Source organism: Bradyrhizobium zhanjiangense (assembly GCF_004114935.1).
Taxonomy (GTDB): domain Bacteria; phylum Pseudomonadota; class Alphaproteobacteria; order Rhizobiales; family Xanthobacteraceae; genus Bradyrhizobium; species Bradyrhizobium zhanjiangense.
The window spans coordinates 6,742,502-6,755,638 of record NZ_CP022221.1 but is presented as its reverse complement, the minus strand read 5'-3'; the positions used below and the strand labels follow the sequence as shown (position 1 = coordinate 6,755,638).

The 13,137-nt window shown below is 63.4% G+C and carries 15 protein-coding genes; 14 read left to right on the top strand and 1 reads right to left on the bottom strand.

What is annotated here, in order from left to right; all coding sequences use genetic code 11:
• Positions 1–28: 28 nt before the first annotated feature.
• Positions 29–943, bottom strand: a complete 915-nt coding sequence (locus XH85_RS32400; protein WP_128935107.1) for an alpha/beta fold hydrolase — start codon at positions 941–943, stop codon at positions 29–31.
• Positions 944–1,101: 158 nt separating this feature from the next.
• On the opposite strand from XH85_RS32400, the gene XH85_RS32395 reads away from it, so the two are divergent.
• From XH85_RS32395 to paaK, 14 genes are all read left to right on the top strand, one after another.
• Positions 1,102–1,485, top strand: a complete 384-nt coding sequence (locus tag XH85_RS32395; protein WP_128935106.1) for a hypothetical protein — start codon at positions 1,102–1,104, stop codon at positions 1,483–1,485.
• Positions 1,482–2,564, top strand: a complete 1,083-nt coding sequence (locus XH85_RS32390) for a PHA/PHB synthase family protein (RefSeq protein WP_128935105.1) — start codon at positions 1,482–1,484, stop codon at positions 2,562–2,564. The genes XH85_RS32395 and XH85_RS32390 overlap by 4 nt, the downstream gene beginning before the upstream one ends.
• Positions 2,561–3,154, top strand: coding sequence for a GNAT family N-acetyltransferase (locus XH85_RS32385; protein WP_164939973.1), 594 nt, complete (start codon positions 2,561–2,563; stop codon positions 3,152–3,154). Before XH85_RS32390 ends, XH85_RS32385 begins: the two co-directional genes overlap by 4 nt.
• Positions 3,155–3,369: 215 nt before the next feature.
• Positions 3,370–3,825 carry a phasin gene (locus XH85_RS32380; RefSeq protein WP_128935103.1) on the top strand — a complete coding sequence of 152 codons (456 nt, stop codon included), beginning with the start codon at positions 3,370–3,372 and terminating at the stop codon, positions 3,823–3,825.
• Between the two features lie 172 nt (positions 3,826–3,997).
• Positions 3,998–5,284, top strand: a complete 1,287-nt coding sequence (locus XH85_RS32370) for a DUF445 domain-containing protein (protein WP_128935101.1) — start codon at positions 3,998–4,000, stop codon at positions 5,282–5,284.
• Positions 5,285–5,486: 202 nt separating this feature from the next.
• Positions 5,487–6,257 carry a lipase family alpha/beta hydrolase gene (locus tag XH85_RS32365; protein ID WP_128935100.1) on the top strand — a complete coding sequence of 257 codons (771 nt, stop codon included), beginning with the start codon at positions 5,487–5,489 and terminating at the stop codon, positions 6,255–6,257.
• A gap of 225 nt (positions 6,258–6,482) precedes the next feature.
• Positions 6,483–7,349, top strand: a complete 867-nt coding sequence (gene paaX / locus XH85_RS32360) for a phenylacetic acid degradation operon negative regulatory protein PaaX (RefSeq protein WP_128935099.1) — start codon at positions 6,483–6,485, stop codon at positions 7,347–7,349.
• Between the two features lie 76 nt (positions 7,350–7,425).
• Complete coding sequence (gene paaA / locus XH85_RS32355; RefSeq protein WP_128935098.1) at positions 7,426–8,418, top strand: 1,2-phenylacetyl-CoA epoxidase subunit PaaA; 993 nt, start codon at positions 7,426–7,428, stop codon at positions 8,416–8,418.
• Between the two features lie 10 nt (positions 8,419–8,428).
• Entirely contained in the window at positions 8,429–8,716 is a 288-nt protein-coding gene (gene paaB, locus XH85_RS32350; protein WP_106942621.1) for a 1,2-phenylacetyl-CoA epoxidase subunit PaaB, read from the top strand.
• Positions 8,716–9,492 (top strand): 1,2-phenylacetyl-CoA epoxidase subunit PaaC, encoded by a 777-nt coding sequence (paaC, locus tag XH85_RS32345; RefSeq protein ID WP_164939974.1) that lies wholly within the window; start codon positions 8,716–8,718, stop codon positions 9,490–9,492. The genes paaB and paaC overlap by 1 nt, the downstream gene beginning before the upstream one ends.
• Positions 9,486–9,989 carry a 1,2-phenylacetyl-CoA epoxidase subunit PaaD gene (gene paaD / locus XH85_RS32340; RefSeq protein WP_128935096.1) on the top strand — a complete coding sequence of 168 codons (504 nt, stop codon included), beginning with the start codon at positions 9,486–9,488 and terminating at the stop codon, positions 9,987–9,989. Before paaC ends, paaD begins: the two co-directional genes overlap by 7 nt.
• 131 nt (positions 9,990–10,120) lie before the next feature.
• Positions 10,121–11,203, top strand: coding sequence for a 1,2-phenylacetyl-CoA epoxidase subunit PaaE (paaE, locus tag XH85_RS32335; RefSeq protein WP_128935095.1), 1,083 nt, complete (start codon positions 10,121–10,123; stop codon positions 11,201–11,203).
• 55 nt (positions 11,204–11,258) lie between these two features.
• Positions 11,259–11,708 carry a hydroxyphenylacetyl-CoA thioesterase PaaI gene (gene paaI / locus XH85_RS32330; protein WP_128935094.1) on the top strand — a complete coding sequence of 150 codons (450 nt, stop codon included), beginning with the start codon at positions 11,259–11,261 and terminating at the stop codon, positions 11,706–11,708.
• A gap of 42 nt (positions 11,709–11,750) precedes the next feature.
• The gene (gene paaK / locus XH85_RS32325) at positions 11,751–13,082 is read left to right on the top strand and encodes a phenylacetate--CoA ligase PaaK (RefSeq protein WP_128935093.1); all 1,332 of its coding nucleotides are present in this window, start codon (positions 11,751–11,753) and stop codon (positions 13,080–13,082) included.
• Positions 13,083–13,137: the final 55 nt, after the last annotated feature.

The window sequence follows — 13,137 nt, the reverse complement described above, 5'->3', positions numbered from 1 at the left end:
TCACATGGTCACCGTAAGGAGACGCGGTCTACGCCGCCTGCGCCGCCGCGCCATGCGCGTGCTTGTCGATCGCGCCGATGATCTCCGGCCAGAACCGCATAGGCAACGCGTGGCCCATGCCTTCGATCATCAATAGCTTTGCGCCCGGAATTGACTCTGCCGTGTCCTTGCCACCCTCGGGATGGACCAGGGGATCGACGGTGCCATGAATGACCAGCGTCGGCGTCTTCACGCCATGCAGCCGTTCCTTGCGGCTGCCGGAGGCGAGCACGGCGCGGAGCTGCCGGCCAACGCCGGCCGGATTGAGTCCGCGCGCGAACACCCGCTCGGCACGACCAGGGTCGAGCGCTTCCTCCTCGGGAAAATGCCCGACACGCAGCACCTTCCAGGTCTGGCCGAAACGGACCATGAATTCCTCCTTGCTGCGCGGCGGCGGCGCCATCAGCATGGCGGCCGCCTCGCGTGTCGGCGGCGGCACGCGCGGATTGCCTGTCGTTGACATGATCGAGGTCAGCGAACGCACGCGCTCGGGGAACGACAGCGTCACTTCCTGCGCGATCATGCCGCCCATCGAGGCGCCGACCAGATGCGCCGACTTGATGCCGAGCGCATCCATCAGCCCGACCGTGTCCCTGGCCATGTCGATCAGCTTGTAGGTCGCTGCCACGGGAATCCTGAGGAAGCGCAGCTTCAACAGCTCGAGCGGCGTCAGCCGCTTGCCGCCAGTCAGATGGCTCGACTTGCCGATATCGCGATTATCGAAGCGGATCACGCGAAAGCCGCGCGCGGCGAGCTGCTCGCAGAACGCATCGTCCCAATGGATCATCTGCGCCCCGAGCCCCATGATCAGCAGCAGCGGCTCGGCATTGTCGTTGCCGAAGATTTCGTAGCAGATGTCGATGCCGTTGGCGCGTACGGTCTGGGGCGGCTGATGGACGGTCACGGTCGCGATCCCTTGCTGCTGACCAATGTTGTATTGCACGGTTTCCCGCGGCAAAGAAGCCGCGTGTGCGGGCCGCTTGCCGGTTGACCGGCCCCTCGCAACGGTGTGGTATGGCCAAAAAGAAGGGCATCGAAGCTCTCGACATCTGGAGGACGCCGATGACCGACAAGATCAACGACCCCGTCGCCGTGTGGCAGAAGATGGTGGGCGAGATGGAGAAGGGGTTCAACTCCTTCGCCAACCAGGCCATGTCATCGCCCGAGTTTTCACAGGCGATGAACCGTGCGGGAGGAGTTGCTGCAGGTGCTCAGAAGCAGATCGGCGAGCTCGTGGAGAAATACCTCGTCGCAATGAACCTGCCGAGCCGGGAGCAGGTCACGGGTCTTGCGGAGCGGCTCCAGTCCATTGAAGCCCAGCTCGGCGAGATGAAGTCGATGCTGAGCCAAATGGCGGCGAGTTCGGGCATCTCGCAAGGCTCCGATGGGACGCCACGGCCGCCGCGGACGAAGCGTCCGCCCTCCGAAAACGGAGAGCAGAAATGAATGCGCCGACGGGACTTGATTTCGCATCTATCCCGGAGCGCATCCAGACCGAGGTGCAGCGCGCGATCCAGCGCAGCATCAAGGGTGTCGAATATTTCTCGACCTCCGGCCCCACGCTCGGCTCGACACCGAAGGACGTGCTGCATTCGCGCGGCACGATGAGCCTCTACCACTACCGGCCGATGTCGGACGAGATCTACCGCATCCCGGTGCTGATCGTGATGGCGACGACCAATCGCGGCTACATTCTCGACCTCGTCCCCGGCCAGAGCTTCATCGAGTTCCTGCTCAAGCGCGGTTACGACGTTTACATGCTGGACTGGACCGCACCGCGGCCGGAGGAGAAGAGCCTGCGGATGGAGGACTACGTCCTCGACTTCATCCCGGATTGCGTCCGTCGCGTCCAGCAGGATTCCGGCGAGCAGGACGTTTCCATCATCGGCTATTGCTTCGGTGGCGTGCTGTCGCTGCTCTACGGCTCGATCCACAAGGACGGGCCGATGAAGAATCTGATCTGCTTCACCACGCCGATCGACTTCCGCGAGATGAAGCTGTTCTCGAATTTCTCCGACCGCCGCTATTTCGATGTCGACCATCTCGTCGACAGCGTCGGCAATGTGCCGCCGGAGATGATCTTGTCTTCGTTCGAGATGCTGCGCCCGGCCTCGCGCACTGTTAGCCAGATCCAGCTTTGGGAAAACATCTGGAACGACGAGTTCGTCAAGTCTTACCGCATGTTCGACCGTTGGGCGACCGACACGCTGCCGCTGGCGGGCGAGTATTTCCGCACCATCACCAAGGACCTGATGTGGGACAACAAGCTGTTCAACGACACCATGTCGGTCGCCGGCCGCGCGGCGAAGCTCGAAAACATCAAGGTGCCGATCCTGCACGCTGTCGCCGAGCACGATCACATCGTGCCTTATGACGCCGCAAAGCACCTGATCGCGAAGATCGGCTCCGAGGACAAGGAAGAGGTGATGTTGAAGGGCGGCCACGTCTCCCTCGTCGCCGGTGCCAACGCGGTGAAGCGGCTGTGGCCGAAACTGGACTCCTGGCTGGGAAAGAGATCGACATGAGTGAGCAGCGTTCCTATCCGCGTCACACCAAGACCGATGCTGGTGATATCGAGATCCGCCTGATGTCGCCTGGAGACGAAGCCGCGGTGCTCGCCTTCGGCCAAGGTCTTCCGTCCCACGATCTGTTGTTCCTGCCACGCAATATCAGTGAGCCGAAGGTGCTCTCCGCCTGGGTCAAGGAGATCGAGCGCGGCGCGATCACGAGCCTGCTCGCGGTGAGGGACGGCAAGGTCGTTGGCTGCGGCACGCTGGTGCGCGATCCGCATTCCTGGTCGCCTCATGTCGGCGAGATCCGCATGGTGGTCTCGCCCGACGTGCGCGGGCAGGGTGTGGGGAAGGCGCTCTCACAGGAGACCTTTGCACTTGCACTCGGTGCTGGCCTGGAAAAGCTCTCGGTGCAGATGACGGTCGACCAGCAGGCGGCGGTCGCCCTGTTCGAAGGCCTCGGCTTCAAGGCCGAGGCGCTGCTGCGCGACCACGTGCGGGATATCGACGGCAAGACCCATGACATTGTCGTGCTGGGGCACAACATCGCGCAGGTTCAGGCTCAGATGGAGGCCTATGGATTGCCAGGCGCGGTCCAGCACTAAGGCGAAGATCGCTCCGGTACGGACCTAATTTGTCCGAGACGGCCTCCAACTAGGGCAGTGTGGCGCCTTTTGTTAAGGCTTTTCACGATTTCGTGATATCGCAGTGCAATACGAATATTGCATCGCACAATTCACTATGCCATATAAGCCGTGCCCCGGGCCGATGCGGACGGGGTGAGCCCATAGCTCAGACCAATGAGGATGGAGAGAACCCCATGACCACTGAAACCAACACCGCTTTCGAGGGCTTCAAGGACGCTTTCAAGAACATCCAGAATCTGGAAGTTCCCGAGGCCGCCCGCGAGTTCGTCAAGAAGACCGCCAATACCGCCAAGGACCGTGCTGCCGAAGCTTTCGCCGGCTCCGAGCGGGTGACCGCCGCCGTCGAGAACGCGGTGACCGAATCCGTCGCCGAGGCCGGCAAGATCAGCCGCAACATCCAGCAGGCGATCTATGAGGACGCCGAGGCGTTCTTCTCGGGCATCGACAAGCTCGCGTCCGCCAAGTCGGTCAGCGAGGCCGTCGAGATCCAGTCGAGCCTGCTCCGCGCCCGCGGTGAAGTGTTCGTCTCGCGTGCCAAGGCGACCGCCGACTATCTCGGCAAGCTCGCAGCCAACGGCGCGAAGTCCGCTCAGGACAATTTCGCCAAGGTCTACAACAAGACCGCGTGATACGGCGCCCGACGACAAACTGAATTTGAGGCCCGCTTCGGCGGGCCTTTGTTTTGCGCTGCCGCAGTCGTCGTTGCGAGGAGCCCTTGCGACGAAGCAATCCAGAGTCTCTCTGCGGAAAGATTCTGGATTGCTTCGCTTCGCTCGCAATGACGGGTAGGGTGATGCAGTCATGGGTTCATCAGGCACCTATCTCTTCGACACCCCCGGTGACGCCGAACGCGCGGCGGAGCTACGGCGCGTGAAAGCGCTGGCGACGCTGGTGTTGGCCTCGACACTCGCTCTGTTCACTGTCGCAAAACTCCTGCTGAACGTGCATCCCGTGTTCGGCTTCATCGCGGCCTTCGCGGAAGCCGCGACCATCGGCGGGCTCGCCGACTGGTATGCCGTGGTCGCGCTCTTCAAACGGCCGCTCGGCCTGCCGATCCCGCATACCGCGATCATCCAGAGCAACCAGGCCCGCATCGCCGACAAACTCGGCGAATTCATCCAGGTGCATTTCCTCGAGACCGCTCCCGTCGAGGCCAAATTGAAGGAAATCGATTTCGGCTCCTTCGTTGCCGACTGGCTGCGTGATCGCAAGCGCAGCGACGATCTCGCGCGCTTTGCGCTCCGCCTGCTGCCGGAGGCGTTCTCAGCGACGGAAAGCTCGGGCCTGATGACCTTCATCATCCGCCGCATGTCCTCCCAGCTCCAGGCGATCGATCTTGCACCGCTTGCGGCCGGCACGCTGCGCGGCTTCGTGGCGGAAGGGCGGCACCAGATTCTGTTCGACGATCTCCTGCGCGTGATGCACGACACGCTGAATCAGAAGGAGACGATGGCGATGATCCGCGAGAAGGTGCGCGCGGAATTGCCGACGTTGCTGCGGCTCTATCGCGCCGACAAGTTTCTGGTGAACAAGATCATGGCGTCTGCCACCGCTTTCTTCAATGAAGTGCGCAGCGACCCCAAACATCCGTTCCGCGGCGAGTTCGATCGCATGGTGTTGAACTTCGTCGACCAGCTCGGCACCGACCGAGCCTATATCGACCGCATCGACGGCCTGAAGCGCGATCTGCTGGCGCGGCCGGAGCTTGCCGATCTCGCCCGCACCGTCTGGGCCAACACGCGCTCCTTCATCGAGCGCAGCGCAAGCGGCGAGACGCAAGTGCTCCAGCATCATCTCGCCGGCATGTTCGTCGCGGCGGGCGAAGCGCTCGCCGGCGATGCCGAACTGCGCGGGGAGATCAACAAGGGCCTGGTGACCGTGCTGCGCAGCGTCGTCGCCGATCAGAAGGGCGGTGTCTCGACTTTCATCTCCGACCAGGTCAAGGCGTGGAATATGACGCAGTTGATTTCGCTGATCGAAATCAACATCGGCCGCGACCTGCAATACATCCGCTTCAACGGTTCGCTGATCGGCGGCCTCGCGGGACTTGCGCTCTACTCCGTAGAATTCCTGCTCCGATTGCTGTGACTTTTGCGTCACGGCCATTAGCATTAACGTGCGGGCCTATTGTCGCCTTGCGTCTCTCCCGCTTGAATGTCGGGAACCGGCCGCCTAGCTGATTCATGTTGCGCTGCGGAACGATCAAGAAGCCGGCGTATTGGAATTCACGCCCGTTTGCCGGCATCGCAGCCGGCGGCCTTTCCAGGAATTCGTCCCAGGGGAAACATTGATGACCGCAACTGCCCAGACGCTGCGTCCGCCGTCCCGCACCCTGATGTTTCTGGAGGGGCGTGCGATCCATGAGTTCGGCGCCTTCCTCGGCGCGCTGCCACTGCTGAGCCTTGCGCCCCGCGGCGATGGGCATCCGGTGCTAGTGCTGCCAGGCCTCGTGGCCTCCGATGCGTCCACGCGCGCGCTGCGCGCGTTTCTGACCAGCAAGGGCTATGCGGTGAGCGGCTGGCGCCAGGGTCGCAACTACGGCCTGCGCCCCGGCGTCCAGCACGCGATGGTCGATCTGGTCCAGGAGCTCAGCGACAGCCATGGCCGCAAGATCAGCCTGGTCGGCTGGAGCCTCGGTGGCCTCTATGCGCGCCAGCTCGCCAAGATGATGCCGGAGCGCGTACGCCAGGTGATCACGCTCGGCAGTCCCTTTGCCGGCAATCCGCGCTCGACCAATGCCTGGCGCGTCTATGAATGGGCGAGCGGGCGCAAGGCCGACGAGGTCGATCCGCGTTTCGGCGGCGAGCTCGCCCTCCCGCCGCCGGTGCCGACCACCGCCATCTTCAGCCGCACCGACGGCGTCTGCGCCTGGCAGGGCTGCATGGAGAAATCGGGAGCGCAGACCGAGAGCATCGAGGTCGAAAGCAGCCATTGCGGCATGGGTCATCATCCCGCCGTGGTCTATGCGGTCGCCGACCGCCTCGCGCAGAAAGAAGGCCAGTGGCGGCCGTTCGATCGCAGCGGCTGGCGGAGCCTCGCCTATCCCGATCCGCACAGGTAGATCGCTTCCTTCGGAGGCCGACACGCGAAGCGTGGCGGGTGAGGGGGAATCTCCGCGAGTCCGTCTGCTACTGAGTTTGCTGATACAGCCCCTCACCCCAACCCTCTCCCCGTAAGAACGGGGAGAGGGAGAAGAGGAAGCGCCGTCTCGAAGGATCGAGCCTGGCTCTCGCCTCGTCGCTCCCGTCCATTGTCGCGCCCGCACCAAACGCGCTATGCCTCGCGCATGGCGCATCCGTTGTCCCGCATCATCGACCAGCTCAAGCGCGAGCCGTCGCGCACCGGCTCCATCGTCATCACCGTGTTCGGTGACGCCATCGTGCCGCGCGGCGGTGTGGTGTGGCTCGGCACGCTGTTGGAGTTCTTCGAAAGCCTCGACATCGACAGCGGCGTGGTGCGCACCGCGATGTCGCGCCTTGCGGCCGATGGCTGGCTGACGCGTGAAAAGGTCGGCCGCAACAGCTTCTACCGGCTGGCCGAAAAGGGGCGCCAGACCTTCGAGGCCGCGACGCGCCACATCTACGATCCGCCGCCGTCCGACTGGACCGGGCGCTTCGAGCTGCTCCTGATCGGCAACGGCGAGGACCGCGACGCCTCGCGCGAAGCGCTCCGCAATGCCGGCTTCGGCACTCCGCTGCCGGGCGTATGGGTCGCGCCGTCGGGCGTACCGGTGCCCGACGAGGCCGTGGGCGCGATCCGTCTCGAAGTCTCGGCGGAGGATGACAGCGGCCGCCGCTTGCTCAGCGCGAGCTGGCCGCTGGACCGCACCGCGGATGCCTATTTGAAATTCATGAAGACGTTCGAGCCGCTCCGTGCCGCGATCGCGCGCGGCACGGATTTATCCGAGGCTGACGCCTTCACCGCGCGCATCCTCCTGATCCACTATTACCGCCGCGTCGTGCTGCGCGATCCGCTGTTGCCCGAAAGCCTGTTGCCGGCGGATTGGCCGGGCAGGGCAGCGCGTGCGCTTTGTGGCGAGATCTATCGCGCACTGCTGGCTCCGTCGGAACAATGGCTCGACAGCCATGGAACCAACGAGAGGGGACCCTTGCCGGCGGCGCGGAAGCTTCTGGAACGGAGGTTCGGCGCCTGATCTATATGTTACAGAAATATCTTGCATGAACTAAATTCTGTTATATATTTTCTCCCAACAAATCGGGAGGGTGCGCATGTACACGCAGGCGCTGAACACGGCCGAGACCGACGATCGCGGTCTTGAGGACGCGGCCAGAGCTGCGCAATTCCAGGCCCGCATCGATGCCGAGGAGCGCATCGAGCCGAACGACTGGATGCCGGCGGCCTACCGCAAGACGCTCACCCGCCAGATCTCCCAGCACGCCCATTCCGAGATCGTCGGCATGCTGCCGGAGGGCAACTGGATCACCCGCGCGCCGACGCTGCGCCGCAAGGCCGCGCTGCTCGCCAAGGTGCAGGACGAATGCGGCCACGGGCTCTATCTCTATGCCGCCGCCGAGACGTTAGGGACCTCGCGCGAAGAGCTAGTCGACGCCATGCTGGCGGGGAAAGCCAAATACTCCTCGATCTTCAATTATCCGACGCTGACCTGGGCCGACATCGGCACCATCGGCTGGCTGGTCGACGGCGCCGCGATCATGAACCAGATCCCACTGTGCCGTTGCTCCTATGGCCCCTATGCGCGCGCGATGATCCGCGTCTGCAAGGAGGAATCCTTTCACCAGCGCCAGGGCTACGAGATCATGCTGACGCTGTGCCGCGGCTCCGACGAACAGAAGGCAATGGCGCAGGATGCGTTGAACCGCTGGTGGTGGCCGGTGCTGATGATGTTCGGCCCGCCGGATGCGACGAGCCAGCACAGCGACACCTCGACGAAGTGGAAGATCAAGCGTTTCTCCAATGACGAGCTGCGCCAGAAGTTCGTCGATGCCACCGTGCCACAGGCACAATATCTCGGCCTCACCATTCCCGATCCAGCCATGACGCAGGATGTGGACGGGCACTGGCGCTACAGCGAGATTGACTGGACCGAATTCAAGCAGGTGCTCGCCGGCAACGGCCCGTGCAATCGCGATCGCATGGCCGCGCGCCGCAAGGCACACGAGGACGGCGCCTGGGTGCGTGAGGCGGCAGCCGCTTACGCGGCAAAGCGCGCGCAGCGTCACACCGCACAAGCCGCGGAATAGGGAGATCACGATGGCCACGCCGAACACGCCGCTGTGGGAAGTCTTCATTCGCAGCCGCAACGGGCTTGCGCACAAGCATGTCGGCTCGCTGCATGCGAGCGACGCGACGATGGCGCTGCAGGCTGCCCGCGACATCTACACCCGCCGCGGCGAGGGCCTGTCGATCTGGGTCGTGCCGTCCACAGCGATCACCGCGAGCGATCCGGCCGACAAGGGCATGATGTTCGAACCGGCGGAGTCGAAGATCTATCGGCACCCGACCTTTTATGAGGTGCCCGAAGAAGTGGGGCACATGTGATGCCAGCCGCCAACATCCAGGTCTCCGAAACGCCGCTGGTGCTGTACGCGCTGCGCCGCGCCGACGACGCGCTGATCCTCGGCCACCGGTTGTCGGAATGGTGCGGGCACGCGCCGATGTTGGAAGAGGATATGGCGCTGTCCAACATCGCGCTCGACCTGATCGGCCAGGCGCGCGAGCTCTACACTTACGCCGCCAAGGTCGAAAGCAACGACAACGACGAGGACAAACTCGCTTATCTGCGCGACGTCAGGCAATACCGTAACCTACTGCTGGTCGAACAGCCGAACGGCGATTTCGCCCAGACGCTGGTGCGGCAGTTCTTCTATTCCGCCTTCGCCGACCTCTATTGGCGCGCGATGATGACCTCGCGCGATACGACGCTTGCCGCCATTGCGGCCAAGTCGGAGAAAGAGAGCGCCTATCATCTGCGCCATGCCTCGGAGTGGATCATCCGGCTCGGCGACGGCACGGACGAAAGCAGCGCCCGGGCGCAGGCCGCGATCGATCATCTCTGGGCGTTCACCGGTGAGATGTTTGCCGTGGACGAAGCCGAGCGCGCCCTGATCCATGCCGATATTGCCATCGATCCGGCGAGCTTGCGCGATCGTTGGTTGACGACGTTGTCTGATATCGTCAGAGAGGCGACACTTGAGCTGCCGCAGAACGACTGGATGCAGCAGGGTGGTCGCTCTGGCCGGCACAGCGAGCATCTCGGCCATCTCCTGTCCGAGCTGCAATCGATGCAGCGCACCTTCCCGGGGTCGACATGGTGACGGTGCTGGAACGCGATAGCGCGCTACGCCAGCGGGCCTGGGATGCTGCTGCGAGCGTGGTCGATCCCGAGATTCCGGTGCTGACCATCGCCGATCTCGGCGTGCTCCGTGACGTCATTCTGGACGGCGATCGCGTCGAGGTCGCGATCACACCGACCTATTCGGGCTGCCCGGCCATGAACATGATCGCACTCGAAATCGAGCTTGCACTGGAGCGCGCCGGCTTCCGTCGTCCGGAGGTGCGCACGGTGTTGTCGCCGGCCTGGACCACCGACTGGATGAGCGAGGAGGGCCGCCGGAAGCTGCGCGCCTACGGCATCGCGCCGCCGCAGGCCTCAAGCTCGCGCCGCGCCCTATTCGGCGGACAGGCCGTCGCGTGTCCGCAATGCGGCTCTGACAAGACCGAACTCTTGTCCGAATTCGGCTCGACCTCCTGCAAGGCGCTCTGGCGCTGCAAGGCCTGCCGCGAACCCTTCGATTATTTCAAGTGTCATTGAGAAACGTGCGATGCCAACCTCATCGTCATTGCGAGCGCAGCGAAGCAATCCAGACTATCTCCGCGGTGGGACTCTGGATTGCTTCGCTGCGCTCGCAATGACGGCGGTGAGACTAGTGTAGGGTATCTCTGATGTCAGCAGCCGCACCGCGCTTCCATCGCTTGGCCGTCAACGACCTCCGCCGTGAGGCCTCGGACGCTATCTCGATGACCTTCGCCATTCCCGGCGAACTCGCCAGTGATTATGCCTTCACGCCCGGCCAGTACCTGACACTCCGCACGACACTCGATGGCGAAGAAGTGCGCCGTTCCTATTCCATCTGTTCCGGACCCGACGACGGCGAGATCCGCATCGCCGTGAAGAAGGTCGACGGCGGCGCGTTTTCGAACTGGGCGGCGGACGAGCTGAAATGCGGTGACGAGCTCGATGTGATGACACCGACGGGGCGCTTCGGCCTGGTCCCACCGGCGGAGGCCGGGCGCATTCATGTCGGCTTTGCCGCGGGCTCCGGCATCACGCCCATTCTCTCGATTGTGAAGGGCACGCTCGTGCGCGAGCCCGACAGCCGCTTCTTTCTGTTCTACGGCAACCGCGCTACCGACAACATCATGTTTCTCGAAGAGCTGGAGGAGCTGAAGGACCGCTTCATCGACCGCCTTTCGATCTTCCACGTCATCTCCGGCGAGGAACAGGATATTCCGATCCTGCATGGCCGGCTCGACGGCGACAAGGTGAGGGTGCTCTTGCGTTCACTGGTGCCGGCGGAAAGCGTCGATCATGTCTTCATCTGCGGTCCATCAGGCATGAGCGAGGACGTCGAGGCGACCTGCCGCGACCTCGGGATTGCGGAAGAGGGGATCCATGTCGAGCGCTTCGTCTCCGAATTCGGCGGCAAGCCGCGGCCGAAGAAAGCCGTTGCGCCCGACGCGCCGCCGAAGGCGGTCGCATCCCTCATCATTGACGGCAAGCGCCGCGACGTGCCTGTTGCCGAGGACGAGGCGATCCTCGATGCCGCGCTGCGCGCCGGCGTCGATCTGCCCTTCGCCTGCAAGGGCGGCATGTGCTCGACCTGCCGCGCCAAGCTGGTCGAGGGCGAGGCGCCGATGGACATCAACTACTCGCTGGAACCCTGGGAGCTGAAGGCCGGCTTTATCCTGACCTGTCAGGCAAAGCCGTCGTCGGAGCGGGTCGTGGTCGATTACGACCACGTTTGACAGTTTTGGCCAAGCAGCAGAGCATGATGGATAGACACTTGCCCGGGAGAAACGCGTGAACGTCAAAGCCACCTTGTCGCCCGAGGATATCGCGCGGGCCTGCGCCGATGCAATGTGGGCGGAGGACGATGCCTCCAAGGGACTCGGCATGGAGATCGTCGAGATCGGCCCGGGCTTTGCGACGCTGGCGATGTTGGTGCGGCCGGACATGGTCAATGGCCAGCGTATCGCCCATGGCGGCTTCATCTTCACGCTCGCCGATTCCGCTTTCGCATTTGCCTGCAACTCGCACAATGAGCGCGTCGTCGCGGCGCAGGGGCAGATCACTTTCATCAGGCCGGGCAAGCTTGGCGATCGCCTGATTGCGATGGCAAGAGAGATCACCCGTGGCGGCCGCTCCGGAATCTACGACGTGCGTGTCACTGTAGGCGACATCGTCATCGCGGAATTCCGCGGGCATTCGCGTGTCATTCCCGGCACGTGGCTGCCGGCGCAGGATCAATAAGAGACCAAAGAAAAGAACAAACGACAATGTGGGGAAACGAGGATGGCTCTGACGAGACGCAAGGAAGGTGGCAACACCTATAGCGCCGAGATGGACGCGCAGGAGCGCGCCTCGCGCGACGAGATCATGGCGCTGCAAAAGCGGCGGCTGGCTTGGTCGCTGAAGCACGCCTATGACAACGTCGCGCATTACTGCAAGGCCTTCGACAAGGCCGGCGTGCATCCGTCTGATTTTCGCGAGCTCGCGGATCTCGCAAAATTCCCGTTTACCGTGAAGACGGATCTCCGCGACAATTATCCTTTCAACATGTTCGCCGTGCCGCGTGAAAAACTGGTGCGCGTGCATGCCTCCTCCGGCACGACGGGTAAGCCGATCGTCGTGGGCTATACGCAGGCCGACATCGACACGTGGTCCAACGTGATGGCGCGCTCGATCCGCGCCGCCGGCGGCCGCACCGGCATGATCATCCACAATGCTTATGGATATGGTCTCTTCACCGGTGGCCTCGGCGTGCATTACGGCGCCGAGAAGCTCGGTTGCACCGTGGTGCCGATCTCCGGCGGCATGACCGAACGGCAGGTACAGCTCATCAACGATTTCCGGCCCGACATCATCACGGTGACGCCGAGCTACATGCTGGCGATCCTCGACGAGTTCAAGCGTCAGAAGCTCGATCCGCGCCAATGCTCGCTCAAGGTCGGCATCTTCGGCGCTGAGCCCTGGACCAATGCCATGCGCGGCGAGATCGAGGACGCCTTCGACATGGATGCGACCGACATCTATGGTCTCTCCGAGGTGATCGGCCCCGGCGTGGCGCAGGAATGCATCGAGACCAAGGACGGGCTCCATATTTGGGAGGACCATTTCTACCCCGAAGTGATCGACCCTGAAACGGGTGCGGTGCTGCCGGACGGCGAGAAGGGCGAATTGGTCTTCACCTCGCTGACCAAAGAGGCGTTTCCGGTGATCCGCTATCGCACCCGCGACCTGACGCGGCTGTTGCCGGGCACGGCGCGGCCGGGCATGCGGCGCATGGAGAAGGTGACAGGGCGCTCGGATGACATGATCATCCTGCGCGGGGTCAATCTGTTCCCGACCCAGATCGAGGAGGTGTTGCTCGCGACCGATTGGTGCGGCGGCCACTTCATCCTGGAACTCACCCGCGAAGGCCGCATGGACGAGCTGACGATCATCGCCGAAGCGCGTCCCGAAAGCTGGGACGGTCGCGGTCTCGTCGATCACGCCGACAGGGTATCGACCCACATCAAGAACACAATCGGGATCAGCTCCAAGGTTCAGGTGGTCGCGCCGGCCACGCTGGAGCGCTCGCTCGGCAAGGCCAAGCGGCTCTACGACAAGCGGCCCAAGGACTGACTTGACGGATTGACTTGACCGGCCCCAAAGGCGACAAGGCCCGCAAGAAATCACG